The sequence below is a fragment of the Thalassospira sp. genome, assembly GCF_002709775.1.
In the GTDB taxonomy this organism is placed as follows: Bacteria; Pseudomonadota; Alphaproteobacteria; order Rhodospirillales; family Thalassospiraceae; genus Thalassospira.
Genome location: NZ_PAQR01000040.1, coordinates 23,977 through 49,406, shown reverse-complemented (window position 1 = coordinate 49,406; position 25,430 = coordinate 23,977). Strand labels below are relative to the sequence as shown.

Genomic DNA, 25,430 nt, shown 5'->3' with positions numbered 1-25,430 from the left:
TGTTCCGTTTTTTTGGGAACTGCATAATTAAATTTGATGTTTGAGGAATTTAACGATGATTTTTTACCCGCAGGAACGCATCGGGTTGTTTATTGACGGCTCGAACCTTTATGCCGCCGCCCGCGCCCTTGGTTTTGACATTGATTACAAACGCCTTCTGGAACTGTTTTCCCAAAAAGGTCAGCTGATCCGCGCCTTCTATTACACGGCCCTCATCGAGGATCAGGAATATTCCCCCATCCGCCCGCTTGTCGACTGGCTGGACTATAACGGCTACACCATGGTCACCAAACCGACCAAGGAATTCACCGATGCCGCCGGTCGCCGCAAGATCAAGGGCAACATGGATATCGAGTTGGCAATTGACGTCATGGAAATGGCGCAACACCTTGATCATGTTGTTATTTTCTCGGGCGATGGCGATTTCCGCCGTCTGGTCGATGCCATCCAGCGCAAGGGCGTCCGCGTCACGGTCGTCTCGACGGTAAAATCCAACCCGCCGATGGTGGCCGATGAACTGCGCCGTCAGGCCGATAACTTTATCGAGCTGACCGAACTTGAAGGCACCATCGCGCGCAAGGTTCAGCAACGCCGCGATGACGATCATCCCGAACTCGACGATCACCCGGAACATCCGGACCTCGACGAATTCGATTACGATTGATCGACTGACCGCGTCGCCCATCACCCTGCCCTGATCACCACCGGTCACAGCCCGCACTGTGACCGGCAAAAAGTCAGACATGCCATGACCGCCTATCAGCAACCCGATATCGATTGCCAGCTTTGCCCGCGCCTTGTCGAATTCCGGCGCAAAAATCAGGAAAAGTTTCCCGACTTCTATAACGGCCCCGTGCGTCCGTTTGGCCCGCTTGATGCGCGCCTTCTGATTGTCGGTCTGGCACCGGGGCTTAAGGGGGCAAACGCCACCGGCCGCCCGTTTACCGGCGACTATGCTGGCGACCTTCTTTATGACACGCTGAAAAAGTTCGGCTTTGCCACCGGCACCTATGCCAAACGCCCCGATGACGGGCTGGAACTGGTTGATTGTCGCATCACCAACGCAGTCAAATGCGTGCCGCCGGAAAACAAGCCAACCGGGCCGGAAGCCAATACCTGCCGCCCATTCCTGATCAGCGAATTTGATGCGATGAAGAACCTGTCGGCCATCCTGTGCCTTGGGCAGGTCGCCCATCAGGCCATGCTGCGCACCTTCGGGCTTAAGCTGTCATCGCTGAAATTTGGCCACGGCGCATCACACAAGATGGAAAATGGCATCACTTTGTTTGATAGCTATCACTGTTCGCGCTACAACACCCAGACCTATCGCCTGACGCCAGAGATGTTTGAAAACGTCTTTGCCGGAATTCGCGCACATCTGGACGGTTAATTTGCCTGATACATCGCCTATGCCCGAGCCCATGTCTGACTTGCTCGACCGACCTGCACAACATCAGCCAATTGACGTCCTGCAAGAAGTCTTTGGCTATGACAGCTTTCGCGGCCAACAGGCTGAAATCATTGATCATGTCATTGCAGGCAACGACGCACTTGTCCTGATGCCGACCGGAGGCGGCAAGTCGCTATGCTATCAGGTTCCTGCCCTTTGCCGTCCGGGAACGGCGGTTGTCGTATCGCCACTGATCGCCCTGATGAAGGATCAGGTCGATGCACTGAACCAGCTGGGCGTAAAGGCCGCCTTTATCAATTCGACCCTCGCCCCCGATGCCGCGCGCGAAATCGAAACGCGTGCCGTTGATGGCGATATTGATCTGCTTTATGTCGCGCCGGAACGCTTTGCCTCTGACCGGTTCCTGAACTTGTTGGATCGGATCAGCATTTCACTGTTTGCCATTGATGAAGCCCACTGCGTATCGCAATGGGGCCATGATTTCCGCCCGGAATATCGCCGTCTTGATCTGCTGCCGACGCGCTTTTCACATGTGCCGCGTATCGCACTGACCGCAACGGCCGATACCCCGACGCGTAAGGACATCGCAGAAAACCTGCATCTGACCGATGCGCAATGCTTCATTACCGGTTTTGATCGCCCGAACATCACCTATCGCATCGAGACCAAGGGCAACGCCAAGCAACGCCTTCTGTCGTTCTTGAACCGCGAACACGCCGAAGATGCCGGTATCGTTTACTGCCTGTCACGACGCAAAACCGAAGATGTCGCGCAATGGCTTTCCGACAATGGTCGTCCAGCACTCCCCTATCACGCGGGGTTAACGCAGGAAACGCGCCAACTGCATCAGGACCGCTTCCTGCGCGAAGACGGCCTGATCATTTGCGCAACCGTCGCCTTTGGCATGGGGATCGACAAACCTAATGTGCGTTTTGTCGCCCATCTCAACCTGCCCAAAAGCATGGAAGCCTATTATCAGGAAACCGGCCGTGCCGGGCGTGACGGCCTGCCTGCCAATGCCTGGATGAATTACGATCTGTCTGACATCGTTTCCATCCGCAGCATGGTCGCAAGCTCCGAGGCGCCAGAGGCCCAAAAACGCATTGAATCGCGTAAACTTGACGCCCTAGTCGGCCTTGCCGAGACCACCAAATGCCGCCGTCAGGTGATCCTGTCCTATTTTGGCGAAGATCAGCATCAACCTTGCGGCAATTGCGACACCTGTCTTGAGCCGGTCGACACTTGGGATGCAACACAGGCATCGCGCAAGGCGCTCTCGGCGGTCTATCGCACCGGTCAACGCTTTGGCCCGGCACATGTGATCGAAGTCCTGATGGGCCGTAAAACCGAAAAGATCCGCCAGAACGGACATGACAAGCTGTCGGTCTATGCAATTGGCAAGGATATCGCCCAGCCACAATGGCGATCGGTCTTTCGCCAGCTGCTTGCCATGGGCTATCTTCAGGTCGATGTCGAAGGCCATGGCGGCGTTTACCTGACCGAGGAATCCCGACCGGTTCTGCGCGGTGAAAAAGTCGTCGAAATGCGCAAGGACCCCGGTGAAAGCAAGCGCGCGATGACCAAGCGCCTGCGCGATTTCGATACCGAATTCGAAAACGAGGAAGACCGCGATCTTTGGGAACGCCTGCGCACCTTGCGCCGCGAACTGGCCACCAGCCAGAACGTCCCACCCTATGTGATCTTTAGCGACCGGACACTTTGGGAAATGGTGCGTTTCAAGCCCCGCACCCTTGAAGACATGGCGTCCATCAACGGTGTCGGCGTCAAAAAGCTTGATCAGTACGGATTGGCATTTCTCGATGTCATGGACGGACGGCGGTAAACCGCCGCCCCGTCAAATTTTCCTGCAGTTCTGCCTGGCTTACAGGCTTGCGCGAATGGCGCTGACGATTTCCTCGTCTTCCGGCTTGGTCCGGCTGTCAAAACTTTGAATAAGCTTGCCATCACGGCCAATCAGATATTTGTGGAAATTCCATTGCGGGGCATTGTCCGCGCCCAGTTCCTGCTCCGCCCACTTGTAAAACGGATGCGCATCGGGGCCTTTGACCGTGGTTTTCGATGTCAGCGGGAAGTCGACATCAAAATTGACCTCGCAGAAATCAAGGATATCGGCATCCTCGCTATATTCCTGCCCGCCAAAATCAGCCGACGGCACGCCAAGGACGACAAGCCCTTCGTCGCGGTAATCTTCCCACAGTTTTTGCAGGCCCGTATATTGGGGCGTAAACCCGCACATTGAGGCGGTATTTACCAGCAGAACGACCTTGTCGTTATACTCTGAAAGATGGATTTCACCGGCATCAATCGCCGGGAAAGAAAAATCATATGCCGATGGTGCATCATCCGATGCCATTGTCTCCCTCCAGGACAAACTCGCGACAAGAACAGTAAAGACAGAGAATACAACGAATTGAAGGCATTTTCCATTCCATCGATTAATCTGTGTCATATCGCTCCTCCGTCCATGGGTCGGCATTGTTGTGATATCCGCGCTCTTCCCAGAAACCCGGGCGGTCATCCCGCGCAAAAGTGATTTTGCGCACCCACTTTGCACTCTTCCAGAAATAAAGCTTCGGGATCACAACGCGCAGCGGCCCGCCATGCTCTTCACTTAGCGGCTCACCCTCCCAATGATGGGCCAACAACACATCATCATCAAGAAACTGCTCAATCCGCACATTGGTCGTGTAACCATCATGGGCGGTAAACAACACATGGCGCGCAGCCGGTAACGGACCGACCATTTCTGCCAATGTCGTCGCCAAAACGCCCTGCCAGTGATTGTCATAGCGCGACCAGCTGGTCACACAGTGAATATCGTTCTTCGCCGTGACATGCGGCAGATCAAGCAGATCGGAAAAGCTCAATGTCATGGGCTTTTTGACCTGCCCGTTGATTTCAAGCTGATAGTCATCGGCTGTGACATGCGGCGTGATGCCCAGATCAAGCACCGGCCAGTCCGTGACAAGACGCTGCCCCGGCGGCAAACGGTTTTCGCGCGCAACGTCCGGCACACCTGTCATCAGGCGCCCGTCTTCGGCCCATTTGCGCTTGGCTGCAATCAGCTTGTCCTTGATCTTGCCTGAAAAGCTCTCTGTCACGGGGGTATCCTTTATTGCCAAATCTTGGCTTTACCAGTCTTGATACGAAAAATGGCGCCAACATGTTCACCATGTCCGCGCCATTTAATCTCTTTTCCCAAGGCCTCAGCAAATCACATCGCTGCGACCGATATCCTGATCAGCCATGATCGCGCAGGATGCGTGCCTTGTCGCGCTGCCAATCGCGTTCCTTGACGGTTTCGCGCTTGTCGGCCTTCTTCTTGCCCTCGGCAATGGCGAGTTCAAGTTTCGCAATACCGCGTTCATTGAAATACAGTTTGACCGGAACAAGGGTGAACCCCTTCTTGTTCAGGGCATCGTGCATCTTGCTGATTTCGCGCTTGTGCAAAAGCAATTTGCGCGGACGGCGTTCTTCATGGCCGAACGGCATTTTGCTTTGATATTCAGGGATATAGGCGTTGATCAGCCACACTTCGCCGTTCTTCGCTTCGGCGTAGGACTCCTGAATGTTGCCCTTGCCGTCGCGCAGCGATTTGACTTCAGTACCGCGCAGGGCGATACCCGCTTCAAACGTTTCCGTCAGGAAAAAGTCAAAGCGGGCCCGCCGGTTCTGCGCGACAACCTTGTTGGTACTTGTTTCTTTCTTGGGTGCCATAAGACGCTTGTTATCGCTTAATGGCCGAGAATACCGGCATTTTTAAGCGCGGTTTCGACCTTGCGTTTTGATTCTTCGGCAATCTCGACCATCGGCAGACGCATGTGGCTGCCGCACAGGCTAAGAAGCTCGGCGGCGTATTTTACCGGTCCGGGGCTGGATTCACAGAACATCGCCTTGTGAACCGGCATCAGTCGATAATTCAACTCCTGAGCCTTGGAAATGTTCCCCGCAGCCCAAGCCGCATGCAGATCAGCGCAAAGTTTCGGTGCAATGTTCGACGTGACCGAAATGCAGCCGTGACCACCCTGTGCCAGGAACGGAACGATCGTGCCGTCTTCACCCGACAGCTGGCAAAAATCTGCACCTGCTGCCAAACGGGTCAATGCCGGACGTTCCAGATCACTGGTGGCATCTTTCACACCAACAATGCGCGGCAATTTCGCCAGTTCCGCCATGGTGTCGACATTCATGTCCACGATCGAACGACCTGGGATGTTGTAAATCACAATCGGGATATCGGTCGCGTCATGAACCGCCTTGAAATGCGCATACAGACCTTTTTGGGTCGGCTTGTTGTAATACGGTGTCACAACAAGTGCGGCATCCGCACCGGCATTCTGTGCATGACGGGTCAGCGACACGGCTTCTGCGGTCGAATTCGAACCGGTACCGGCAATCACCGGACCACGGCCCTTGGCAACTTCAAGTGCCAGTTCGACAACGCGATGATGCTCGGCATGGCTAAGGGTCGGAGATTCACCGGTGGTTCCGACTGGCACAACACCAGTCGTGCCCTGTTTAAGCTGCCAATCCACAAAAGACTGGAACGCCTTTTCATCAATCGCACCATCTTTCGTGAATGGCGTGATCAAAGCTGTGATTGAACCCTTAAACATAGAGATCTCCAAATTCGGGATATATTGAAAGCGGTCGCGAAAATAGCCGCTGTTGGGGTTTCCCGCAAGCACTGTATACGATAATCCGGGCGATCCGGGACGATGGGCAAAAATTCCCGTCAGGACTGTTTGGCTTTTATCGATTTCACTGCCATAATGCCCGGCTCGAGAGAGCATTCGTTGCCGTAAGGCACAAGGGGAACATCACATGGCGCAAGCGTCTTTCCGCAAGATCTCGGTCTGCGCATTGGCACTGGGCTTATCGATACTGATACCAGGTAGTTATCAGGTGCAGGCCGCAACGAATGAAGACAGCGTTCTTCAGACGCAGCCGCCCTCACCGCTTTACTCTGCTGTCAGTCGTGCCCGTCTGAACGCGTTTCTGGACGCTGTTGAAGACGGCAAGACCGATACATTCAAGCAGCTCCTGACCAACTTTGATGATCCCCTGCTGCAAAAGGCAGCGGAATGGATGCTGTTGACCGCGCCCAATTCCGGTCACAGCTTCGAAGAAATCACCGCCTTCATTGACGCCCATCCGAAATGGCCCAGTCAGGCGCTGCTCCGTCAGCGCGCCGAAGAAGCCATGACCGATGCCGTGCCCGATGAAGAAATCCTCGCATGGTTCAAACGCTCCGCCCCCGTCACCGCCGATGGCGCAACCCGCCAGATCAAGGCGTTGCTCGGTGCTGGTCAGGAGTCTGCGGCCATCGCGCTGGTTCGTCACAGCTGGATTAACGAGAATTTCGGTCGCGGTCAGGAACGTCGCTTCCTGGATCGGTACGGCGAATATATTGATGAAGAAACCCACGAACAGCGTCTTGATCGCCTGTTGTGGGAAGGTCGCCTGACGACCGCTGCGCGCATGATGAAATATGTCAGCGACGATTACCGTCGTCTCGCCGAGGCCCGCGCGGACCTGCGCGCCATGCGTGGTGGTGTTGACGGTGCGATCAATCGCGTGCCTGCAAAATACGTTGATGATCCCGGCCTGATTTATGAACGCGTGCGCTGGCGCCGTAAAAAGGACCGCGATCAGGATGCCCGCGATCTTCTGCTCTCGCAGGCCAATGATCTCGCCTATATCTCGATCCGTCCGCAATACTGGTGGCTGGAAAAGGCCATTCTGGCACGCCGCGCCCTGCAAAAGGGCCACATCACCGACGCCTATCGTCTTGTTGCCAACCATGGTCAGGTTGATGCTGGCGATATCGCCGAAGCCGAATGGTATGCAGGCTGGATCGCGCTGGAATTTCTGGGTGACGCCGACATCGCGCTGACCCACTTCCAGAACCTCTATGACGTGGTGCAATACCCGATCAGTCTGGCGCGTGGCGCCTATTGGGCCGGACGCGCCAATGAGAAGCTTGGCGATGAAAAACGCGCCAAGGAATGGTACACGATTGCCGCCGACCACGCCCACACCTTCTATGGCCAACTTGCCATCGATCGTCTTGGCACCAAGCCATCCTATTCCGTCGAACAACCGGTTCCGACACCTGAACAGCGTGCTGAATTCGAGGCACAGGAACTGACCCAGGTCGTGCGTAAACTTGGCGAAATGGGCCTTGGCAACATCATCCGTCCGTTCATCATGGCTTTGGTGTATGAGCATGATGAACCGGAATACCTTGCCATGGCGACAGATCTGGCGCGTGAATATGGCCGCACCGACCTTGGTATCCTTGCCGCCAAACGCAGCATCCGTACTGGCAGTGGCTATCTTGATGCCGCCTACCCGATCCATGAACAGGTTCCGCTTGGCCGTGCGCCAGATCCGGCACTGGTGCATGCCATCATGCGTCAGGAAAGTCTGTTTAACCCGCAGGCGATTTCATCGGCTGGCGCGCGTGGCCTGATGCAGTTGATGCCCGCCACGGCCAAACGCATGGCGCAGTCACTCAAACTCGATTACGACACCGACCGTTTGACCGAGGACCCGTCCTTTAACATCGCGGTTGGTCGTGCCTATATCCGCCGGTTGCTGGATCGCTGGGATGGTCAGGAAGTCCTGACAATCGCCAGCTACAACGCCGGTCCGACCCGGGTGCGCCAATGGATCAACGAATATGGCGATCCGCGTGATCCCGAGGTTGATCTGGTCGACTGGATCGAAATGATCCCCTATAGCGAAACCCGAAATTACGTTCAGCGCGTAATGGAAGGAACTTATGTCTATCGCCGGCGTTTTGCCCGGGACGAGATCGCAATGGGTCAAGGCGACGCCGAATAACGTGGCTTCAGGGTGTTCTGTTTCGGGCACCCTGATTTGCGCTTGCGCGCAATCACCCCATATTTGATCAACACTGCTTGTCAGAAGAGGTCAGCAATATGTCCGATAACGCACTGTCTTCCTGCCGTGCTTTTGTTTTCGATGCCTATGGCACCCTGTTTGACGTTGGATCGGCTGTCGCCAAGCTGCGCGACAGTGTCGGTGACGAGGCAGACCGCCTGTCATCACTCTGGCGCCAAAAACAGCTGGAATATACCTGGCTGCGCAGCCTGATGGGCGATTTTGCCGATTTCTGGACTGTGACCGGGGATGCGCTTGATTACGCGCTCGATCAGATTGGCAAAAAGGACCCGGTCCTGCGCGCCAAGCTGATGGAAACCTATCTGTCGCTTGATACCTTCCCGGAAGTGGTCGAAACCCTGAAATCGCTGAAAGATCAGGGACACAAGCTTGCCATCCTGTCCAACGGTGCCAAGCACATGCTGATCTCGGCGGCGAAGACATCAGGTATTCTGACGCTGTTTGATCACATCATCTGTGTTGATGATCTCAAAACCTACAAGCCGCATCCGGATGTCTATCAGCTGGCTGTCGACAAGCTTGAAGTCGAACCGGCCGAGATTTCCTTCCAGTCCTCAAACGGCTGGGACATTGCCGGCGCGGGTCATTTCGGTTTCCGCACCGCCTGGATCAACCGCGCGCACAATCCGGCCGAACGGCTGTCACACAGTGCCGACGTGGTTCTGAACGGCCTGGATGAATTGCTGCCACTGGTTGGCGAGCCACAAAAGGCTTAGTCGGCACATAGCCCACAAAGAAAAAGGCAGGTTCCGGGTCTGGAACCTGCCTTTTTTGTTTCTGTATCCGATTGATGAAATGGCCGGACCCGCCATTCACAACCGGAGGAAATCACTTAAGCGATTATTTGTTTTCTTTCTTCACGTTGGCGGCAACCACCTGACCCGCCTGAATAACCGTCAGGCCGCCTTCTTCCACACCTTCGATGCGGCGGCAATGGCCTTCGATATGGGCGCCCGGCTCGATCGACAGGCTTTCGTGAAGAATGTCACCGATCATGCGTGCGGTATCGGAAAGAGATACATCCTTTGCACGGACCTGACCGATAACGGTACCGCAAATGCGGATTTTCTCGGCAACGATTTCGCCGCGGACTTCGCCGCTTTGACCGATCGTCAGGGTCCGGGTGCGAATATCGCCATTGACCGAACCATCAACCTGAACATCGGATTCCGAAATCAGATCACCGGTAACACGGAGATCAGCATTGATGACCGACAGGCCACCCTTTTTCTCAGCAGTCGTGTTGCCGCTGTTTTTATTCGTTGGTTGTGTCGTCTTGCTCGCTTTTGAAAACATAACGTCCCGCCTCAATAAATTTTACAGGATTGACCGGCTTATCATTGACCAGAACTTCATAGTGCACATGGCTGCCGGTACTGCGACCCGTGCTGCCCATCAAGGCTATGTGATCCTGGTACTGCACTTCGTCGCCCTTCTTTACGAGGACCTTGTATAGGTGGCCATAACGGGTTCGAACGCCGTTTCCATGATCGATTTCGACCATCTTCCCGTATTTGCCACTCCATCCCGCATGCACCACTTTGCCCGGTGCTGTTGCAAGAATTGGTGTCTTGATCGGCCCGGCAAGATCAACACCGGAATGAAAAGCCCAGCGACCATTGATCGGGTCTTTCCGTTTACCGAACGAGCTCGATAGATAGTATTTCGCCGCCGGTTCCCCGATTGGCGTCTTCTTTATCCTGTCATGCAGATTGGCCAGGTGATCCATGCGATCATTAAGCGCCACTGCCGTATTGACAAATTCTTCGTCCTGCGGGTGTTCGGGCTCAAAGGCCACGAACGGGCCACCAACGCCCGGCTGCTGCGGCTTCATCGGCGGCAGGATGAAAGCTTCCGGCTGCAGGCCGGTCATCTCAAGCACATTCTCAAGTTCAAGAATGGTGCTATCTGCCGTCTGGGCAACGCGCTGCATCGCCTGCTGCTGGATCGAATGCAGATCAGCAATACGCTGGCGCGCTTCGCTTAGCTCACCCTGAAGCTTTTTGGAACGCTGCAACGCCTGATCGCGCTCGCGCATGACCCGCGACATCACGGTCTCAACAGTTTCAAGCTCATCGCGCAGTGCAAGATTGCGGTTGGTAATCCCGTCAATCTGCCCCTGCAGCGCATTCATCTGGTTATCCATCGATGTGCGAATGGCTGAAATCTGGACTTTTTCCTTCTCGCTGGTCGCAAGTTTGGAGGTATAATCCTGGACCCGCGCCTGAAGCTGCAGGTTCTTCTCAGCCATCGACAACAGATTGCGATGGGTATCTTCCATCTGGGCGGTAATCTCGCCAAACCGGCGCTGGCTTTCGGTTACACGGGCAATCAGACGGTTATAGGAAAGCTCGCTTCTGAAAAGCTGCTCTTCACGCATTGCAAGACGCTGATCAAGGTACCAGCTATAACCTGTAACGCCGACCGTCCAGGTAATAACTGCGGCCCCGAAAGAGGCCAACGCGACCTGCGCGTATTTTCCAAGCCGAAGCTGGTAAACAGAATCATTTGACCGGATAAGCAATTGCCGATCCGGAAACCATTTATCCACCAACCGACGAATGCGTTCAAACGCCGACATATTCAGTGTCTAACCCCTAGTTGCCCGTATGCACGTCCGGTTTGCCCGGTTGTGAAGAGTTTCTTTGACCCCACCAGAGACTTTTTTGTCTTTTCTTTACGCTACCTTTAACTCGGCCTCCAAGCAAGCATGTTAACACATCCTTAATTGCAAAATTTTCACATAGCAGCCCGACCCTGTGATAGGTATCACCATCTTTCACATCATATGCGTTTGCTGCAAATGGCCTTTTCCCGATTTCTGATCACATTCGCTGCCACCTGGTGCTATAGCGGCAAAAGCCCGAAAGCCCCCGGCACAGCCGGATCATTTGCCGCCCTGCCCTTTGGTTGGCTGATCTGGGCGTATGGCGGCAACACTGCGCTGATTCTTGCCAGCATCGCGGTTTTTGCCATCGGGATCTGGGTCGCCCATCTTTATAGTCACATGCTCGGCATTCATGACGCCGGTGAAATCGTCATTGACGAGGTCGTCGGTCAATGGATGTGCCTGCTTGTTGTACCGCTCGCCGGTGTCTGGATGGATGTCGCATGGCTCCTGATCGCCTTTATCGCATTCCGGATATTTGACGTGATCAAGCCCTGGCCGATACGCTGGGTCGACCGGCGGGTTGGCGGCGGATTTGGCATCATGTTTGATGATGTGCTGGCCGGCGTCTTTGCCATGATTTCGCTGGTTATCATTGTTCACCTGACCGTGGGATGAGCCTGATGATGAATGATACCGACCTTCTAAACGCTGCAAGCGCCCTGATCGCCAAATGCAAGGCCAAGGGCGAAATGATCGCAACAGCCGAATCTTGCACCGGTGGCCTGATCACCGGCACGCTGACCGGCGTTGATGGCAGTTCATCGGTCGTCGATTGCGGCTTTGTCACCTATTCGAACGAGGCCAAGCACAGCCTGATCGGTGTCGGCAATGACCTGCTGGCCGAATTCGGCGCTGTCTCGGAACCGGTGGCGCGCGCCATGTGCGAAGGTGCACTCGATCGTGCCCCCAACGCCACCATCGCCGTCTCTGTCACCGGTATCGCCGGCCCCGGCGGCGGATCTGAGACCAAACCGGTTGGCCTTGTTCATTTCGGCTGTGCAGCCAAGGGACGGGACACCATCACGACCCATGTCGTGTTTCCCGGTGATCGCCATGCTGTGCGCAAGGCCACCGTCCTGAAAGCATTCGCTTTGATTGAGGAAATTCTCGGCTGATCAGCCCTGATTTTTCGGATCCGGCAATGTCGGCGTGCCGTAAACCTCGCGTGCGCGGGTTTCAAACGCACCCACCATCAGCTTGACGGCCTCGTTAAACACAACACCGATCATCTTCTGCAGCAAGGCCGAGCGGAACTCGAAATCGACAAAGAAATCAAGCCAGGTGCCGCCGTCTTCATCCTCTTCAAACACCCAATGGTTATTGAGGTACTTGAACGGCCCCTGCAGATATTCGACATCAACCCGATCCGGGCGCTGCAGGGTGACCTTGGATGTGTATTTCTCGCGAAACATCTTGAAGCCGATCACCAGATCAGCCTGAAGCACATTTCCATCACGCTTGCGCACGCGTGATGCGACACACCACGGCAGAAATTCCGAGTAGGAATCGATATCCGCGACGAGATCAAAGAGTTGTTCCGGCGTATAGGGCAGTTTCCTGCGCTCTGCATGCGTCGGCACTCGATATCTCCCCTGATCGTCGTGGTCTGCGGTGAAACTGCTAAGCGGATTACTGTGCCGCGGTGACGGCCTGCTCTGCCTTGGCTTTGGCGGCTTCGGCGGCTGCCAGCTTCTTCTCGCGGGCTTCACGAAGCTGTTCAAAGTCGCGGTCCGCGTGATAGCTCGACCGCGTCAGCGGCGTTGCCGATACCATCAGGAAGCCCTTGCCACGTGCCATCGATGCATAATCGTTAAATTCGTCAGGCGTGACGAACTTGTGCACCGGCTCGTGCTTAAGGGTCGGCTGCAGATACTGGCCAATCGTCAGGAAGTCGACATCTGCCACACGCAGATCATCCATCACCTGTGCCAGTTCCTTGCGCTCTTCGCCCAGACCAACCATCAGGCCGGATTTGGTGAAGATCGTCGGATCAATCTGTTTGACCCGGTCCAGAATGCGCAGCGACTGGTAATAACGCGCGCCCGGACGGATGTTGGTATAAAGCCGCGGAACGGTTTCAAGGTTGTGGTTGAACACGTCCGGACGGGCCTTGGCAACGATTTCGACCGCACCGGGCTTGTCACGGAAGTCCGGGGTCAGGATTTCAATCGTTGTTTCCGGCGATTTGTGACGGATCGCTTCAATCACTCGGGCAAAATGCGCTGCCCCGCCATCGGCAAGATCATCACGGTCAACCGAGGTGATCACAACATGCTTGAGCTGCATGTCGGCAACTGCCATCGCCAGGTTTTCCGGCTCGAACGGATCAAGCGCGTTCGGCATACCGGTTTTGACGTTGCAGAACGAACAGGCACGCGTGCAGGTGTCGCCCATGATCATGAAGGATGCGTGTTTTTTCTGCCAGCATTCGCCGATATTCGGGCATGCGGCTTCTTCACACACGGTATGAAGGTTCAGGCCACGCGCAAGGTCGCGGGTTTCCTGATAGCCCTTGGAGGTCGGAGCCTTGACCCTGATCCAGGACGGTTTGCGCCCCGATGGGCGATCTGGCCGTTTCTGTTTTTCCGGGTGACGAACTGTTTTCTGTTCGCTGGGCGCCGTCGACATAGAGTTACCTCCGAAGGATTGGACGGGCGGCAATTTGCCGCCACGCCGCGCATTTGTCAAACCGACATTCGTCAAATGTGATCATACCGGGCATGTCTGCCCGGCACGACACAATGTCTCAAGCTTTAGAAGTGGATCGCACGGCCATAGGCGTCAAGGACCGACTCATGCATCATTTCCGAAAGCGTCGGATGCGGGAAGACCGTATGCATCAGATCTTCCTCGGTCGTTTCGAGACCCATCGCAACCACAAAGCCCTGGATCAGCTCGGTCACTTCCGCACCAACCATGTGCGCACCAAGCAACTCACCGGTCTTGGCATCAAACACGGTTTTCACCAGACCTTCTGCCTCGCCAAGGGCAACCGCCTTGCCATTGCCGATGAACGGGAACTTGCCAACCTTGACTTCATAGCCGGCATCTTTCGCCTTCGCTTCGGTCAGGCCAACACTTGCGACCTGCGGATGGCAATAGGTGCAACCCGGGATCTTGCGCGGATCAAGCGGATGAACGCCTTTGACACCGGCAATTTTTTCAATGCAGATCACGCCTTCATGCTCTGCCTTGTGGGCCAGCATCGGCGGGCCTGCAACGTCACCAATGGCATAAATGCCCGGCTCTGCGGTTGCCGAATATTCATCGGTGCCAATGACGTTGCGATCAACCTTGACCTTGGTGGTTTCAAGACCAAGACCCTCGGTATTGCCAATGACGCCAACGGCCGAAATCACGCGATCAACGGTGAGTTCCTGCTTCTTGCCGTCCTTGGTTTCAACCGTGACAACAACGTTGTCGGCATTGCGCTTAAGGTTGGCGACCTTGGCTTCGGTCAGGATCTTCATCCCGTCCTTGGTCATCATCTTCTGCGCCAGCGCTGCAACTTCCTTGTCTTCGACCGGCATGATCTGCGGCATGATCTCGACCACGGTCACATCCGCACCCATGGTGTGATAGAAGCTGGCAAATTCGATGCCGATGGCACCGGAACCAACCACAACAAGGCTTTTGGGCATTTTATCCGGCGTCATCGCCTTCTTGTAATCCCAAACCACCTTGCCGTCGGCCTCAAGGCCCGGAAGCGAGCGCGCACGCGCGCCAGTCGCAATGATATAATTCTTGGCGGTATAGGTGCCCTTGTCCTTGCCTTCGACCAGGATCTTTTTCGGGCCGTCGAACTTGGCTTCACCAGTGATCACGGTGACCTTGTTCTTTTTGAGCAAATGACCAACACCACCCGCCAGCTGCTTGGACACACCACGCGAACGCTGGATCACGGCATCAAGGTCAAAGGCCGGCTTTTCGCACGAAAGACCATAATCCTTTGCATGATGCATGTTGCGATAAACTTCCGCCGAACGCAGCAGCGCCTTGGTCGGGATACAGCCCCAGTTCAGGCAAATACCACCAACATGTTCACGCTCGACAACAGCCGTTTTCAGGCCAAGCTGGGCCGCACGGATTGCGGTTACATAACCACCCGGGCCTGCACCAATCACGATTACGTCGAAATTGCTATCCGCCATCGTAGGATCTCCTTTGCCTGCCCACTAATGGTCACAGGTCTTTAAATTCAAATGCTTGCGGGGACTTGTTAAAGTCCCCGCGCAACTTTGGACCCTCAGAGCAGCATGCTCAGCGGATCTTCAATAAGCTTTTTGAATTCGGCCATGAACTCTGCACCGACCGCGCCGTCGACCGCACGGTGGTCAACAGAAAGGGTGCAGCTCATGACAGTGGCGATTGCCAGCGCACCGTCCTTGACAACCGGACGCTGTTCACCCGCACCAACGGCCAGGATGCAGCCCTGCGGCGGGTTGATGATCGCGGAGAATTCCTTGATACCGAACATGCCAAGGTTGGATACGGAGAACGTCCCACCCTGATAATCTTCCGGCATCAGTTTGCCGTCGCGTGCCTTACCAGCCAGCGTCTTCATCTCGGTCGAGATTTCCGCAAGGCCTTTGGATCCGGCATCACGAACCACAGGCGTGATCAGGCCACCTTCGATGGCAACTGCCACCGAGATATCCTGCTTCTTGCACTGAAGGGTCGCTTTGTCGGTCCAGATGGAGTTCGCAGCCGGAACCTTTTTCAGCGCCAGCGAAACCGCACGGATGATGAAGTCATTGACCGAAATCTTGACACCCTCGCCCGCCTTTTCATTCAGCTGCTTGCGGGTTGCCAACAGATTGTCGAGCTCGCAATCCACCGTCAGATAGAAATGCGGAACCTGCTGTTTGGACTCGGTCAGGCGACGCGCGATCGTTTTGCGCATGCCGCTGTTCGGAATTTCTTCGTATTCCGGAAGACCGGTAAGATCCGGGTTCCAGCCAGATGCGGCCGGTGCAGAAGCTGCTGCCGGTGCGGCATCGGATTTCTTGTCCTCGGCACCTGCAGATTTCTCTGCCGGTTTGGATGACATTGCGGCTTCCACGTCTCGTTTGACGATACGACCACGCGGGCCGGAACCGGAAACGCCGGAAAGCTCAACACCTTCATTCGCAGCAATACGACGTGCAAGCGGGCTTGCCTTGATACGCTCACCACCGGAAACCGGTGCAGCCGGGGCCGGCTTGTCGCCACCCGATGCTGCCGGGGCTTTTTCCTCTTTGGCATCGCTTGCGGCCGGGGCGCTGTCGCCACCACCCGTGCTTGCTGCCGAGGTATCCGCACCTTCAAGCGCGCTTTCGTCTTCGTCTTCTTCCAAAAGCAATGCGATGACTTCGTTCACCGCAACATTTTCGCTGCCTTCAGAAACAAGGATTTTACCGATTTTGCCTTCGTCGACAGCTTCGACTTCCATGGTGGCTTTATCGGTTTCGATTTCGGCGATGACGTCACCCGACTCAACGGTGTCGCCTTCCTTGACGTGCCATTTCGCCAAGGTGCCTTCGGTCATGGTCGGCGACAGGGCCGGCATCAATACTTTTACAGGCATGAACGCATTCTCCCGGTAACGGGGCGGCGCGGTTTGACCCGCGACCTGCCCCTGTCCGTCTTACTTAGCGATAGCAAACGGCCTTGGCCGCGGCGACGATGTGGCTGTCCTGCGGAAGCGCAAGCGCCTCCAGGTTGGCAGCATACGGCATCGGAACGTCTTCGCCGGTTACACGGGCAACCGGTGCATCGAGGTAATCAAATGCATGTTCCATCACAACAGACGCGATTTCCGCACCAATACCCGAGAAGTGCCAGCCTTCTTCGACAGTCACCAGACGGTTGGTCTTCATGACCGAACGCACGATGGTGTTCACGTCCAGCGGACGGATGGTGCGCAGGTTGATGACCTCTGCCGAGATGCCCTGCTCTGCCAGCTGTTCAGCAGCTTTCAGCGCCTTGCCAACCATGATCGAGAAAGCAACGATGGTGACATCGGTCCCTTCGCGCTCGATCTTGGCCTGACCAATCGGCAGGACGAAATCTTCGTCGTCAGGCACTTCGAAGCTCTGACCGTACATGATTTCGTTTTCAAGGAAGACAATCGGGTTCGGATCGCGGATGGCTGCCTTAAGCAGGCCTTTGGCATCTGCTGCCGACCACGGTGCAACAACCTTCAGGCCCGGGCAATGTGCATACCAGGATGCATAGCACTGCGAGTGCTGGGCACCGACGCGCGACGCAGCACCGTTCGGGCCACGGAACACGATCGGGCAACCAAGCTGGCCACCGGACATATAAAGGGTTTTCGCAGCAGAGTTGATGATCTGGTCGATCGCCTGCATTGCGAAGTTAAAGGTCATGAATTCCAGAACCGGCTTCAGGCCCATAAAGGCAGAACCGGTTGCAAGGCCGGTGAAGCCATGCTCGGTGATCGGGGTATCGATCACACGCTTGTCACCGAACTCGTCCAGAAGACCCTGGGTAACCTTGTAGGCACCCTGATACTGCGCAACTTCTTCACCCATGACAAAGACGTTCTCGTCGGTGCGCATTTCTTCGGCCATTGCATCACGCAGGGCTTCACGCACGGTCTGGGTTTTAAAGCTGGTATAGGTCTTTTCGTCCTGGGTGCTGTTCATCACGCTCATAGCGCGCGGCTCAGCTTCAGAACGTTCAATCGCGCCACTGGCCGAAACCGGTGCAGCACTTGACGACGCAGCAGCCGGGGCTTCGTCAGAAGATGCTTCTTCTTCCTTGGCCGGTGCGGCATCTGCTTTCGGTGCAGACGATGCGGACACGTTATCGAGTGCGGACGCGTCTTCATCTTCTTCGAGGATATAGGCAATCACCTGATTGACCGCGACATTCTCGGTACCGGCATCAATAACGAGCTTACCAATGGTGCCCTCGTCTACGGCCTCGACTTCCATCGTGGCTTTGTCGGTTTCGATTTCTGCGATCACGTCACCGGATGCGACAATGTCGCCTTCCTTGACGTTCCATTTGGCAAGTGTGCCTTCGGTCATGGTCGGCGACAGGGCCGGCATCAAAACTTCAATCGGCATTGTTCCCTCTCTCCCGGGAAATATCGTTCAAAAGCGGTTCGCAGTCTTTGCGATCACGCGTCGATCAGAATGTCGGTAAACAGTTCGGAAACATCCGGTTCCGGGCTGTTTTGCGCGAACTCGGCCGCTTTTGCGACTTCGGCCTTAACTTCCTTGTCGATGTCTTTCAGACCGGCTTCATCAACGATGTTGCCGTCGATCAGGAGCTTTTTGACCATATCGATCGGATCGTGCTCTTTACGCATTTTGTCGAGCTCGTCCTTGGTCCGGTATTTCGCCGGGTCGGACATGGAATGCCCGCGATAACGATAGGTTTTAAGTTCCAGGATGTAAGGCCCCTTGCCTTCACGGCAATGTGCCACAGCACGTTCACCAGCAGCCTTCACCGCCAGAACGTCCATACCGTCAACCTGTTCACCGGGGATGCCATAGGCCTTGCCGCGTTCATACAGGTCCGGGCTGGACGAGTGACGCTGGGTCGAGGTGCCCATTGCATACTGGTTGTTCTCGATGCAGTAAATAACCGGCAGCTGCCAAAGCGCTGCCATGTTGAAGGCCTCATAGACCTGACCCTGGTTGACGGCACCGTCACCAAGATAGGTCATGCAGACCCGGTTCTCACCGCGATATTTGTAGCTGAAAGCAATACCGGTTCCGAGCGGAACCTGCGCACCCACGATACCGTGACCACCATAGAAATTCTTTTCCTTGGAGAACATGTGCATCGAGCCGCCTTTACCGCGGGAATAACCGCCTTCGCGGCCCGTCAGTTCGGCCATGACGCCGGCTGCATCCATGCCTGTTGCCAGCATGTGGCCGTGATCACGATAGCTGGTGATAACACCGTCTTCGTCCGATGCTGCGGCCTGCATGCCAACAACAACGGCTTCCTGCCCAATATAAAGGTGGCAGAAACCACCAATGAGCCCCATGCCATACAGCTGACCGGCTTTTTCTTCAAAGCGGCGGATCAGAAGCATTTCACGGTAATATTTGAGGAGATCGTCACTGCTCGCCTGATTGTCAGCGCGCGTAGTGCCGCGTTTGCGTTTTGGTGTGGTCGCCATGTTTCCTCCCGGTGGATGGCTATCGCTTAAGCATCATGTATGAGCGCTTAATTCGGTACTGGACCACCGAAATGACTACCGAAAACAGACCACAAGGGCAAGCAATCTAACCTCGATTAAACTGTTGTTTTGCAACGCACAATCACAAATAAACCTTTTTTTGGTTAATTTGTGCATTTACGCGTTTTTGCAGAGTTGTAGGGTTTTCAGCGACTTGGAAGAATGCCTTAAAACTCGTTCATTCCCCTGCGTCACAAATGCTATGCTTTCGTGAGGATAATTCCGCATAGCAGCGCACAATGGAAAACAACCGCAAGAATGCATTGATTATCAATGCCCTCTACTGGTTTCGCGCAAAACGGTTCGTAAACCGGAACTCAGTTTAAACAACAACTTACCTGAATGCGATCATTGCTGAACACATTTCACAACCGGGAATTTCTTGATCAACACGCAAGATCAGGCCGTTCGAGGTCAATTTCACGGCCAAAACCGGAACACACTCTTCGGCGGATTCTTTCTGGACGGAATTGCGGCGGGGCTGCGCCCAGCCCGATGCTCAGTTTGTCTCGGCGGCAAGTGTCGTGGCAGCAGTGACGTCGCTATATCCGTCGTGATGGAAAATGATGACATCATCCGGGTGCGCGGCATTAAGCATCGCGCGCGCGCGCTCATCAAGCAGATCAGGATCAAGGTGCTTGGCACGCAGCGACACCACATGCTGCTCAAGCGACTTGCGCTGGTCGGTTGTTTCTTCCAGCACGCGGGCAATCTCGCTCACCCGGTCCTGCATCGACCAATAGGTCAGCAGACCGCGCTCCCCTTCCACGCTGTGGAAGATGAAATACGCCATCACTGTAAATGCGATTACCGGCGCGACAGCCTGTTTCAGGCGACGAAAGACCGGCGAATTGGACGCCATTTACCCTATGCCCCTTGCACGCTTGCGCGACTTGGCAACAAAACACACCATTCCGGGTTCACAACGTAAAAACAACATGCGTTATTTCACTTGCCTGACAGTGACTTACCATCAAACAAGGCGACAAACCCGGCAACATTACGCTTAAACTTGCGCATAAGCGGGTAAAAATAGAATTAACCTCAAACGCCAAATCATAGCAGTCACGATCAATCAGATAGCTCTGAATTAGAAAAAACTGCACCTCGTTTGGACACAGGCAGTCGGTTCAAATCCTGTCAGGAGCCCTTCGACGCTCCTCATACATGCCACCTGGTGACTGGGACCTGCCCCGCAAGAACGACCAAAATACCATTTCGGAACCAAACTTCTATGACGCGTCACTTAGTAACCATGAGAACACCGCAAAAATGGGACCGGATGGGTTAGCACCACAGCTTCAAGTCGCATCACATAGCTGCAAAAGCTGATGCAAGGTGTTCAAACCCCGACCGACATAAAAGCGTTAGTGAACTGGCAGCGAGCATTCAGGAGATCAAGATGGCCATAACAAATACACCGAACCTCAACGGCAATGTCACAGCGACAAATACTGCCCCAACAAACAATCCCACTAACGCCAACAATGGTATCAAGGCCAAAGGGGTTGGCAGATTCCAGAAAACATTTTTGTGGTTGTCGAACCGTGCGACCGGCTGGGCAGGCAAAAAGCATGACAGCCAGCTTGGCAAACTAAGCCAGCAGGTCCGCAATGAATGCGGGGACCGGGGCCTGACCATTCTGAACAAGAAACTCGACGACCACAACTGGACCGCCAGAAACAAAATGTTCTCGGGCAAGGAACTGAACACGCTGCGCAGTGAAGTCCACACGACACTCAATGAAAACGACCGCCTCGCACTTGAACATACCGAAACAATCCTGAATCAACGCGTAGCTCTTAAAACCACTGAGCTTTTCGACAAGATTTTTGTTGGCGGTGCCGAAGGAGATCATTCTGAGGCATTGCAGGAATTCCCGGAAATCGCACAGAAACTCCAAGAATTCAAATCGTTTGCCGCTACTTCGGTGAAAGAATCTGTAGCTCGCGAAATGGCCTCTGAAAAAGAACAGCGCTGCTTGGACAAATTTAACGAGATCCTGAATGACCTAGTCGATGACGTCACCAAACCAAGCCAGTATCCGGAAGTTACCCAACACATAGACAATATAAAGAAGAATGGCGCGACCACAGAGGGCTTCGACTTCTTAAACGCTGTGATTCCTTATTGCACCGGCGCTATTAAAGCCGGCCCGCAAGAGGTTGAAAACCTGCTGTCAATCGTCGAGAACTTCATTGATGATCGCGATTACGATCCTTTTGCCGAGGACGCTAAGTCACTGATCAACCTAGACACCCCGGAAAGAGCGGCGGTGAACGAAGCGTATGACGAATTAATAGCGGTGCGAAACGGAAGCGACGAAGAAAAAACACAGGCGGCTCAAAAACTCATCGACACCCTCCATGGTCCGAGGGCAAGCATTCAGCACATGGTTATCCAGGATAAATTCCAGAATATGGCAGCCAGACAAGAACTGCGAGCAATCGCAACAACGATTGTGGAACGGGAAATTCTTGTCGAGAACAGGCAGGCACTGGGATTGGATTAAAGCGCCCCCCCGTCAAAAAACTCATCCCATCGCAACGGATATTCCTCACGGAATATCCGTTTTTTGATTCTGCGCCATTTTCGCGGAACCGATCAGCGAGTTTGGTGACTTAATTCACAGTACAGATCAACACACAGTGTGTGCTGTGGCTCACACGAAACAAGAGAGCACTTAGAAAATGTCACTTGTAGCAATCAATGCACTGTTTGCAGAGCTCGGTAAGCAACTCGGCATGGCCGAATTGGCTTTGGATGACAACAATCATTGCATTCTCAATATCGACGACGGCAATGACATTCATCTTGAATATCTTGAATCAGAAGACCTGCTGTTAATGGTGACCGCACTTCCGCCAGCTGCAGAAAAACATCGGGCAAAGATCTTCGAAACGCTGCTGAAAGGCAATTACCTCTGGCAGGATTCATATGGCGCGACCCTCGCCATCCACCCGGAAACCGATGCCATCATCATCGAACACAAAATGCGTCCCGAGGCAATCGCGCCGGGCTCTCTGCAAGATCATGTTTCCGGGCTTGATGCATTGGCGCGCGCCTGGGAGGAGAGAATTGGCGAAACCATCTCCGCACAGGATAGCCAGGAGGCGACCAAAACATCCAGTGCTCAAGAGATGAACCATATGCTGCGGGGCTAACAGGCGCCCCTCTTCACAATCACTCCCCTCGCGAAAAGCGTTTTGATGAGCAGTCAATGCTTGGCGGCATACGAACACAGGAAGCATAAAATGGTAGGCGCAGTTCATAACAATCCAAACGCAAACATCAACGCCCTTCAGGCACATGACGCGGGTGCCAACGCTGCGCCCGACCAAAACGACGGCATTGTTGCACGCGGTGTTGGTATGCTTCAGAAAGCCTGGCTGCAGGTAACAGGTCAAGCCAGCTCAACGCATAGCCGTCAGCTCACCAACCTGAAGGCACAGGTTTCACGCGAGTTCGGCGAAGGCGGATTGAAAGTCCTCAATGACAAACTTTCTGCCAAAAAATGGGATAGCCCGAATTCCACCAAGATGTTTTCGACATCAGAGCTAAACAGCCTGCGTAAAGATGCCAAAGATGGCGCAGGTTTAGCTGCGTTCAAGATGGATATTCACCGCGAAATGGCGGCAAAAAGAGCCGAACCGGAGTTAGCGGCAAACGCAGCACAATTGGATCGCAACGAAAAGATCGAAGCAAGAATACCTTACCTTCTCGAAAACCGAAGCGACGAACTCATCGACGCACTGATTGAAGGTCCGGCTGTTTCGCGTTTTGAGGCAATTCAGGGAACGCAGACAGTCAGCAACGCAGCAAATCAGGTTATCGGGGATCCATCTATCTCCTTTATGATGAACTATGCCCTGCCATACTTGAAACTTGATCCGACCAGGGACATCACACCTGACATGATCACGGACATGATCGGTATTGCTGAACGTCATTGTGTGCCCGATGCGATGCAAGAAGTCACGCTGCCCGACCAGGAACTCGATGGCCTGATGAAAGAAGCGATGGCCGGCTCGCTTGGCGAACTGACTAACGTCGCGCAGAATGGCAGCGACAGTGAAAAAGTCGCAGCTATTCGGGAATTCCTTACTGGAAACTTGCAAGATTTCTTCGCCCATGCCAGCGACATGTATTTTGATCGACTGGATAATGCCCCCTCCGAGACCTTGCTAACCTTTACACGGGCCGCCCACTCGGCTTTGCCGGACCTTGCCCGCGCCGAAGCAGCAAGGGAAGTTGACGCGGACAAAGCCACCCTGGTCGCCGCAGAGCGCGCGCCGATTGAGCAAAACCTCAGAGCGAACCTTGCTGACCGACGAAGCTACCCGGAAGTCGATTCGGCGATCATAGATATCGAACTGACATCCGCAAGATCAGCACTGGCAGCAGGCGTTGACCATCCGCGTGGCGAGCAGCTTGATCTCATTGATCAGATCGCGCGCTATAGCAGCGATACCGACTCCCCCTCGCCGTATATGCTTGATGAGTTGGGTAACTTGGCAAACAGCATCCTGGACGACGACGCGCCCTGGGCTGATCAAATTCCGGCCGCGGAAAGAGATCTAATTCAACAAAGAGCCGGTGAAATGGAAGCGGCAGGAAACGGAGACGATTACGATAAAAGAGTTGCAGCAAGCAACTTCCTGAACACGCTCGAATCAGTCAACCAGGTGATTAGCAACAACTACTATCAAAATCATCTGGCGAACGACCCAACGTTCTCCAAGGCCCTGAATGCAGAAGCAACAAACGTTGTAAACAAACAAATTCGCGACGAACGCAACGCTGCGAATTAAAGCCGGGAATATTTGATCTTCAGATACAGAAAACGGGCCGTCCGGATTTTTCCGAGACGGCCCGTCTTCATTTCTGTGGATATGGCTATCTGGCTGAAATAGCCGCCAGATCCCTTACTTCAGGATCGAACGACCCGGGAAGTATGCACCGGCATCCAGAAGTTCCTCGATGCGGATCAGCTGGTTGTATTTTGCCATACGGTCAGAACGCGACAGCGAGCCGGTTTTGATCTGACCGCAGTTGGTGGCAACTGCCAGATCGGCAATGGTCGAATCTTCGGTTTCGCCCGAACGGTGCGACATCACCGCAGTGTAACCGGCACGGTGTGCCATTTCGACTGCTTCAAGGGTTTCAGACAGCGTACCGATCTGGTTAACCTTGACCAGGATCGAGTTGGCAACGCCCTTCTTGATGCCATCAGCCAGACGTTTCGGGTTGGTGACAAACAGGTCATCACCGACCAGCTGGGTTTTCGCACCAATGGCGGCGGTCAGTTCTGCCCAGCCATCCCAATCGTCTTCGGCCATGCCGTCTTCGATGGAGAAGATCGGGTATTTGCCAACAAGATCGGCCCAGTATTTGACCATCTCGCTCGGATCAAGGGACTTGCCCTCACCGGCCAGCACGTATTTGCCGCCTTTGAAGAACTCGGTCGATGCCGCGTCAAGAGCCAGCACAACGTCTTCTTCCGGGCGATAGCCGGCAGCTTCGATCGATTTCATGACATAGCTGATGGCCGCTTCGGTCGATGCGATGTTCGGCGCAAAGCCGCCCTCGTCACCAACGTTGGTGTTCAGACCATCTGCCGACAAAGCCTTTTTCAGGTTGTGGAAGATCTCGGCCCCCATGCGGATCGCATCCGAACAGGTCTCGGCCGATACCGGCATGATCATGAATTCCTGAACATCGATCGGGTTGTCGGCATGCTCGCCGCCATTGATGATGTTCATCATCGGCACCGGAAGCGAACGGGCAAACGACCCACCGACATAACGATAAAGCGGCAGGCCCGCATCTTCGGCCGCTGCCTTTGCGGTTGCCAGAGACACGCCAAGGATGGCGTTCGCCCCCAGGCGACCTTTGTTTTCGGTACCATCAAGCTCGATCATGGCGTTATCGATGGCAATCTGGTCTTCGGCATCCATGCCGGCCAGTGCTTCAAAGATTTCACCGTTGACGGATGCAACCGCCTTGGTCACACCTTTGCCCAGATAGCGGTCTTCCTTGTCGCGCAGCTCGACGGCTTCGTGTGCACCGGTGGATGCGCCCGAAGGAACGGCAGCACGACCAAAGGCGCCATTTTCCAGGGTGACATCAACTTCGACCGTCGGGTTACCACGGCTGTCAAGGATTTCGCGGCCGCGAATATCAATAATAGCGGTCAT

General features: G+C 54.7%; 24 protein-coding genes. 10 read left to right on the top strand and 14 right to left on the bottom strand.

Annotated elements, in window-relative coordinates:
* Positions 1 to 55: 55 nt before the first annotated feature.
* From CMO10_RS14450 to recQ, 3 genes are all read left to right on the top strand, one after another.
* The gene (locus CMO10_RS14450; RefSeq protein ID WP_044826727.1) at positions 56 to 664 is read left to right on the top strand and encodes a LabA-like NYN domain-containing protein; all 609 of its coding nucleotides are present in this window, start codon (positions 56 to 58) and stop codon (positions 662 to 664) included.
* An 84-nt stretch (positions 665 to 748) separates the two neighbouring features.
* Positions 749 to 1,390 (top strand): uracil-DNA glycosylase, encoded by a 642-nt coding sequence (locus CMO10_RS14445; protein WP_044826728.1) that lies wholly within the window; start codon positions 749 to 751, stop codon positions 1,388 to 1,390.
* A 31-nt stretch (positions 1,391 to 1,421) separates the two neighbouring features.
* A complete protein-coding gene (gene recQ, locus CMO10_RS14440; protein ID WP_297023532.1) occupies positions 1,422 to 3,254 on the top strand; it encodes a DNA helicase RecQ in 1,833 nt (610 codons plus the stop codon).
* A gap of 39 nt (positions 3,255 to 3,293) precedes the next feature.
* Here the strand turns inward: recQ and CMO10_RS14435 are convergent, their stop codons facing one another.
* The 4 genes from CMO10_RS14435 to dapA all read right to left on the bottom strand — a co-directional run bounded on the left by CMO10_RS14435 (position 3,294) and on the right by dapA (position 6,048).
* The gene (locus CMO10_RS14435; protein WP_297023530.1) at positions 3,294 to 3,785 is read right to left on the bottom strand and encodes a glutathione peroxidase; all 492 of its coding nucleotides are present in this window, start codon (positions 3,783 to 3,785) and stop codon (positions 3,294 to 3,296) included.
* Positions 3,786 to 3,867: 82 nt separating this feature from the next.
* Complete coding sequence (locus CMO10_RS14430; protein WP_297023528.1) at positions 3,868 to 4,533, bottom strand: sulfite oxidase-like oxidoreductase; 666 nt, start codon at positions 4,531 to 4,533, stop codon at positions 3,868 to 3,870.
* Between the two features lie 139 nt (positions 4,534 to 4,672).
* The gene (smpB, locus tag CMO10_RS14425; RefSeq protein ID WP_044826732.1) at positions 4,673 to 5,149 is read right to left on the bottom strand and encodes an SsrA-binding protein SmpB; all 477 of its coding nucleotides are present in this window, start codon (positions 5,147 to 5,149) and stop codon (positions 4,673 to 4,675) included.
* Positions 5,150 to 5,166: 17 nt separating this feature from the next.
* Entirely contained in the window at positions 5,167 to 6,048 is an 882-nt protein-coding gene (gene dapA, locus CMO10_RS14420) for a 4-hydroxy-tetrahydrodipicolinate synthase (protein ID WP_297023525.1), read from the bottom strand.
* A gap of 208 nt (positions 6,049 to 6,256) precedes the next feature.
* Between dapA and CMO10_RS14415 the strand changes: the two genes are divergently transcribed.
* Both CMO10_RS14415 and CMO10_RS14410 read left to right on the top strand, forming a co-directional pair.
* The gene (locus tag CMO10_RS14415; RefSeq protein ID WP_297023523.1) at positions 6,257 to 8,281 is read left to right on the top strand and encodes a lytic transglycosylase domain-containing protein; all 2,025 of its coding nucleotides are present in this window, start codon (positions 6,257 to 6,259) and stop codon (positions 8,279 to 8,281) included.
* Between the two features lie 98 nt (positions 8,282 to 8,379).
* Positions 8,380 to 9,078: a haloacid dehalogenase type II gene (locus CMO10_RS14410; protein ID WP_297023520.1), complete on the top strand. Its 699-nt coding sequence runs from the start codon at positions 8,380 to 8,382 to the stop codon at positions 9,076 to 9,078.
* A 124-nt stretch (positions 9,079 to 9,202) separates the two neighbouring features.
* On the opposite strand, the gene CMO10_RS14405 is transcribed toward CMO10_RS14410, so the two are convergent.
* Both CMO10_RS14405 and CMO10_RS14400 read right to left on the bottom strand, forming a co-directional pair.
* A complete protein-coding gene (locus tag CMO10_RS14405) occupies positions 9,203 to 9,658 on the bottom strand; it encodes a bactofilin family protein (protein ID WP_297023518.1) in 456 nt (151 codons plus the stop codon).
* Positions 9,618 to 10,943 (bottom strand): M23 family metallopeptidase, encoded by a 1,326-nt coding sequence (locus tag CMO10_RS14400; protein ID WP_297023515.1) that lies wholly within the window; start codon positions 10,941 to 10,943, stop codon positions 9,618 to 9,620. Before CMO10_RS14400 ends, CMO10_RS14405 begins: the two co-directional genes overlap by 41 nt.
* Positions 10,944 to 11,165: 222 nt before the next feature.
* On the opposite strand from CMO10_RS14400, the gene CMO10_RS14395 reads away from it, so the two are divergent.
* Positions 11,166 to 11,648, top strand: a complete 483-nt coding sequence (locus CMO10_RS14395) for a phosphatidylglycerophosphatase A family protein (protein ID WP_297023508.1) — start codon at positions 11,166 to 11,168, stop codon at positions 11,646 to 11,648.
* A 5-nt stretch (positions 11,649 to 11,653) separates the two neighbouring features.
* Positions 11,654 to 12,148 carry a CinA family protein gene (locus CMO10_RS14390; protein ID WP_472910361.1) on the top strand — a complete coding sequence of 165 codons (495 nt, stop codon included), beginning with the start codon at positions 11,654 to 11,656 and terminating at the stop codon, positions 12,146 to 12,148.
* On the opposite strand, the gene CMO10_RS14385 is transcribed toward CMO10_RS14390, so the two are convergent.
* The 7 genes from CMO10_RS14385 to CMO10_RS14355 form a co-directional block, all read right to left on the bottom strand.
* A complete protein-coding gene (locus tag CMO10_RS14385) occupies positions 12,149 to 12,613 on the bottom strand; it encodes a type II toxin-antitoxin system RatA family toxin (protein WP_044826738.1) in 465 nt (154 codons plus the stop codon).
* 49 nt (positions 12,614 to 12,662) lie between these two features.
* Positions 12,663 to 13,661, bottom strand: coding sequence for a lipoyl synthase (lipA, locus tag CMO10_RS14380; protein WP_044826739.1), 999 nt, complete (start codon positions 13,659 to 13,661; stop codon positions 12,663 to 12,665).
* A gap of 125 nt (positions 13,662 to 13,786) precedes the next feature.
* Positions 13,787 to 15,184 (bottom strand): dihydrolipoyl dehydrogenase, encoded by a 1,398-nt coding sequence (gene lpdA, locus CMO10_RS14375; RefSeq protein ID WP_297023505.1) that lies wholly within the window; start codon positions 15,182 to 15,184, stop codon positions 13,787 to 13,789.
* A 95-nt stretch (positions 15,185 to 15,279) separates the two neighbouring features.
* A complete protein-coding gene (locus CMO10_RS14370) occupies positions 15,280 to 16,599 on the bottom strand; it encodes a pyruvate dehydrogenase complex dihydrolipoamide acetyltransferase (RefSeq protein ID WP_297023503.1) in 1,320 nt (439 codons plus the stop codon).
* A 64-nt stretch (positions 16,600 to 16,663) separates the two neighbouring features.
* Positions 16,664 to 18,106: a pyruvate dehydrogenase complex E1 component subunit beta gene (locus tag CMO10_RS14365; RefSeq protein WP_297023501.1), complete on the bottom strand. Its 1,443-nt coding sequence runs from the start codon at positions 18,104 to 18,106 to the stop codon at positions 16,664 to 16,666.
* A gap of 53 nt (positions 18,107 to 18,159) precedes the next feature.
* On the bottom strand, positions 18,160 to 19,173 hold the full coding sequence (gene pdhA, locus CMO10_RS14360; protein ID WP_044826743.1) for a pyruvate dehydrogenase (acetyl-transferring) E1 component subunit alpha: 1,014 nt from the start codon (positions 19,171 to 19,173) through the stop codon (positions 18,160 to 18,162).
* Between the two features lie 559 nt (positions 19,174 to 19,732).
* On the bottom strand, positions 19,733 to 20,095 hold the full coding sequence (locus CMO10_RS14355) for an FtsB family cell division protein (protein ID WP_297023498.1): 363 nt from the start codon (positions 20,093 to 20,095) through the stop codon (positions 19,733 to 19,735).
* Positions 20,096 to 20,635: 540 nt separating this feature from the next.
* On the opposite strand from CMO10_RS14355, the gene CMO10_RS14350 reads away from it, so the two are divergent.
* From CMO10_RS14350 to CMO10_RS14340, 3 genes are all read left to right on the top strand, one after another.
* Positions 20,636 to 21,745, top strand: coding sequence for a hypothetical protein (locus CMO10_RS14350; protein WP_297023495.1), 1,110 nt, complete (start codon positions 20,636 to 20,638; stop codon positions 21,743 to 21,745).
* Between the two features lie 178 nt (positions 21,746 to 21,923).
* Positions 21,924 to 22,397, top strand: a complete 474-nt coding sequence (locus CMO10_RS14345) for a type III secretion system chaperone (protein WP_297023492.1) — start codon at positions 21,924 to 21,926, stop codon at positions 22,395 to 22,397.
* A 90-nt stretch (positions 22,398 to 22,487) separates the two neighbouring features.
* Complete coding sequence (locus CMO10_RS14340) at positions 22,488 to 24,044, top strand: hypothetical protein (RefSeq protein ID WP_297023489.1); 1,557 nt, start codon at positions 22,488 to 22,490, stop codon at positions 24,042 to 24,044.
* A gap of 114 nt (positions 24,045 to 24,158) precedes the next feature.
* Here CMO10_RS14340 and eno read toward each other — a convergent pair whose 3' ends face one another.
* On the bottom strand, positions 24,159 to 25,430 hold the full coding sequence (gene eno, locus CMO10_RS14335; protein ID WP_044826893.1) for a phosphopyruvate hydratase: 1,272 nt from the start codon (positions 25,428 to 25,430) through the stop codon (positions 24,159 to 24,161).

Excerpts from the sequence above, each read along its gene's own strand:
- CMO10_RS14370 (WP_297023503.1), bottom strand. The coding sequence starts at position 16,599 with ATGCCTGTAAAAGTATTGATGCCGGCCCTGTCGCCGACCATGACCGAA.
- CMO10_RS14355 (WP_297023498.1), bottom strand. The coding sequence starts at position 20,095 with ATGGCGTCCAATTCGCCGGTCTTTCGTCGCCTGAAACAGGCTGTCGCG.
- CMO10_RS14405 (WP_297023518.1), bottom strand. The coding sequence starts at position 9,658 with ATGTTTTCAAAAGCGAGCAAGACGACACAACCAACGAATAAAAACAGC.
- CMO10_RS14435 (WP_297023530.1), bottom strand. The coding sequence starts at position 3,785 with ATGGCATCGGATGATGCACCATCGGCATATGATTTTTCTTTCCCGGCG.
- eno (WP_044826893.1), bottom strand. The coding sequence starts at position 25,430 with ATGACCGCTATTATTGATATTCGCGGCCGCGAAATCCTTGACAGCCGT.
- lipA (WP_044826739.1), bottom strand. The coding sequence starts at position 13,661 with ATGTCGACGGCGCCCAGCGAACAGAAAACAGTTCGTCACCCGGAAAAA.
- CMO10_RS14340 (WP_297023489.1), top strand. The coding sequence starts at position 22,488 with ATGGTAGGCGCAGTTCATAACAATCCAAACGCAAACATCAACGCCCTT.
- smpB (WP_044826732.1), bottom strand. The coding sequence starts at position 5,149 with ATGGCACCCAAGAAAGAAACAAGTACCAACAAGGTTGTCGCGCAGAAC.
- CMO10_RS14345 (WP_297023492.1), top strand. The coding sequence starts at position 21,924 with ATGTCACTTGTAGCAATCAATGCACTGTTTGCAGAGCTCGGTAAGCAA.
- CMO10_RS14350 (WP_297023495.1), top strand. The coding sequence starts at position 20,636 with ATGGCCATAACAAATACACCGAACCTCAACGGCAATGTCACAGCGACA.
- CMO10_RS14395 (WP_297023508.1), top strand. The coding sequence starts at position 11,166 with ATGGCCTTTTCCCGATTTCTGATCACATTCGCTGCCACCTGGTGCTAT.
- CMO10_RS14450 (WP_044826727.1), top strand. The coding sequence starts at position 56 with ATGATTTTTTACCCGCAGGAACGCATCGGGTTGTTTATTGACGGCTCG.
- CMO10_RS14410 (WP_297023520.1), top strand. The coding sequence starts at position 8,380 with ATGTCCGATAACGCACTGTCTTCCTGCCGTGCTTTTGTTTTCGATGCC.
- dapA (WP_297023525.1), bottom strand. The coding sequence starts at position 6,048 with ATGTTTAAGGGTTCAATCACAGCTTTGATCACGCCATTCACGAAAGAT.
- pdhA (WP_044826743.1), bottom strand. The coding sequence starts at position 19,173 with ATGGCGACCACACCAAAACGCAAACGCGGCACTACGCGCGCTGACAAT.
- lpdA (WP_297023505.1), bottom strand. The coding sequence starts at position 15,184 with ATGGCGGATAGCAATTTCGACGTAATCGTGATTGGTGCAGGCCCGGGT.
- CMO10_RS14365 (WP_297023501.1), bottom strand. The coding sequence starts at position 18,106 with ATGCCGATTGAAGTTTTGATGCCGGCCCTGTCGCCGACCATGACCGAA.
- recQ (WP_297023532.1), top strand. The coding sequence starts at position 1,422 with ATGTCTGACTTGCTCGACCGACCTGCACAACATCAGCCAATTGACGTC.
- CMO10_RS14445 (WP_044826728.1), top strand. The coding sequence starts at position 749 with ATGACCGCCTATCAGCAACCCGATATCGATTGCCAGCTTTGCCCGCGC.
- CMO10_RS14400 (WP_297023515.1), bottom strand. The coding sequence starts at position 10,943 with ATGTCGGCGTTTGAACGCATTCGTCGGTTGGTGGATAAATGGTTTCCG.
- CMO10_RS14415 (WP_297023523.1), top strand. The coding sequence starts at position 6,257 with ATGGCGCAAGCGTCTTTCCGCAAGATCTCGGTCTGCGCATTGGCACTG.
- CMO10_RS14390 (WP_472910361.1), top strand. The coding sequence starts at position 11,654 with ATGATGAATGATACCGACCTTCTAAACGCTGCAAGCGCCCTGATCGCC.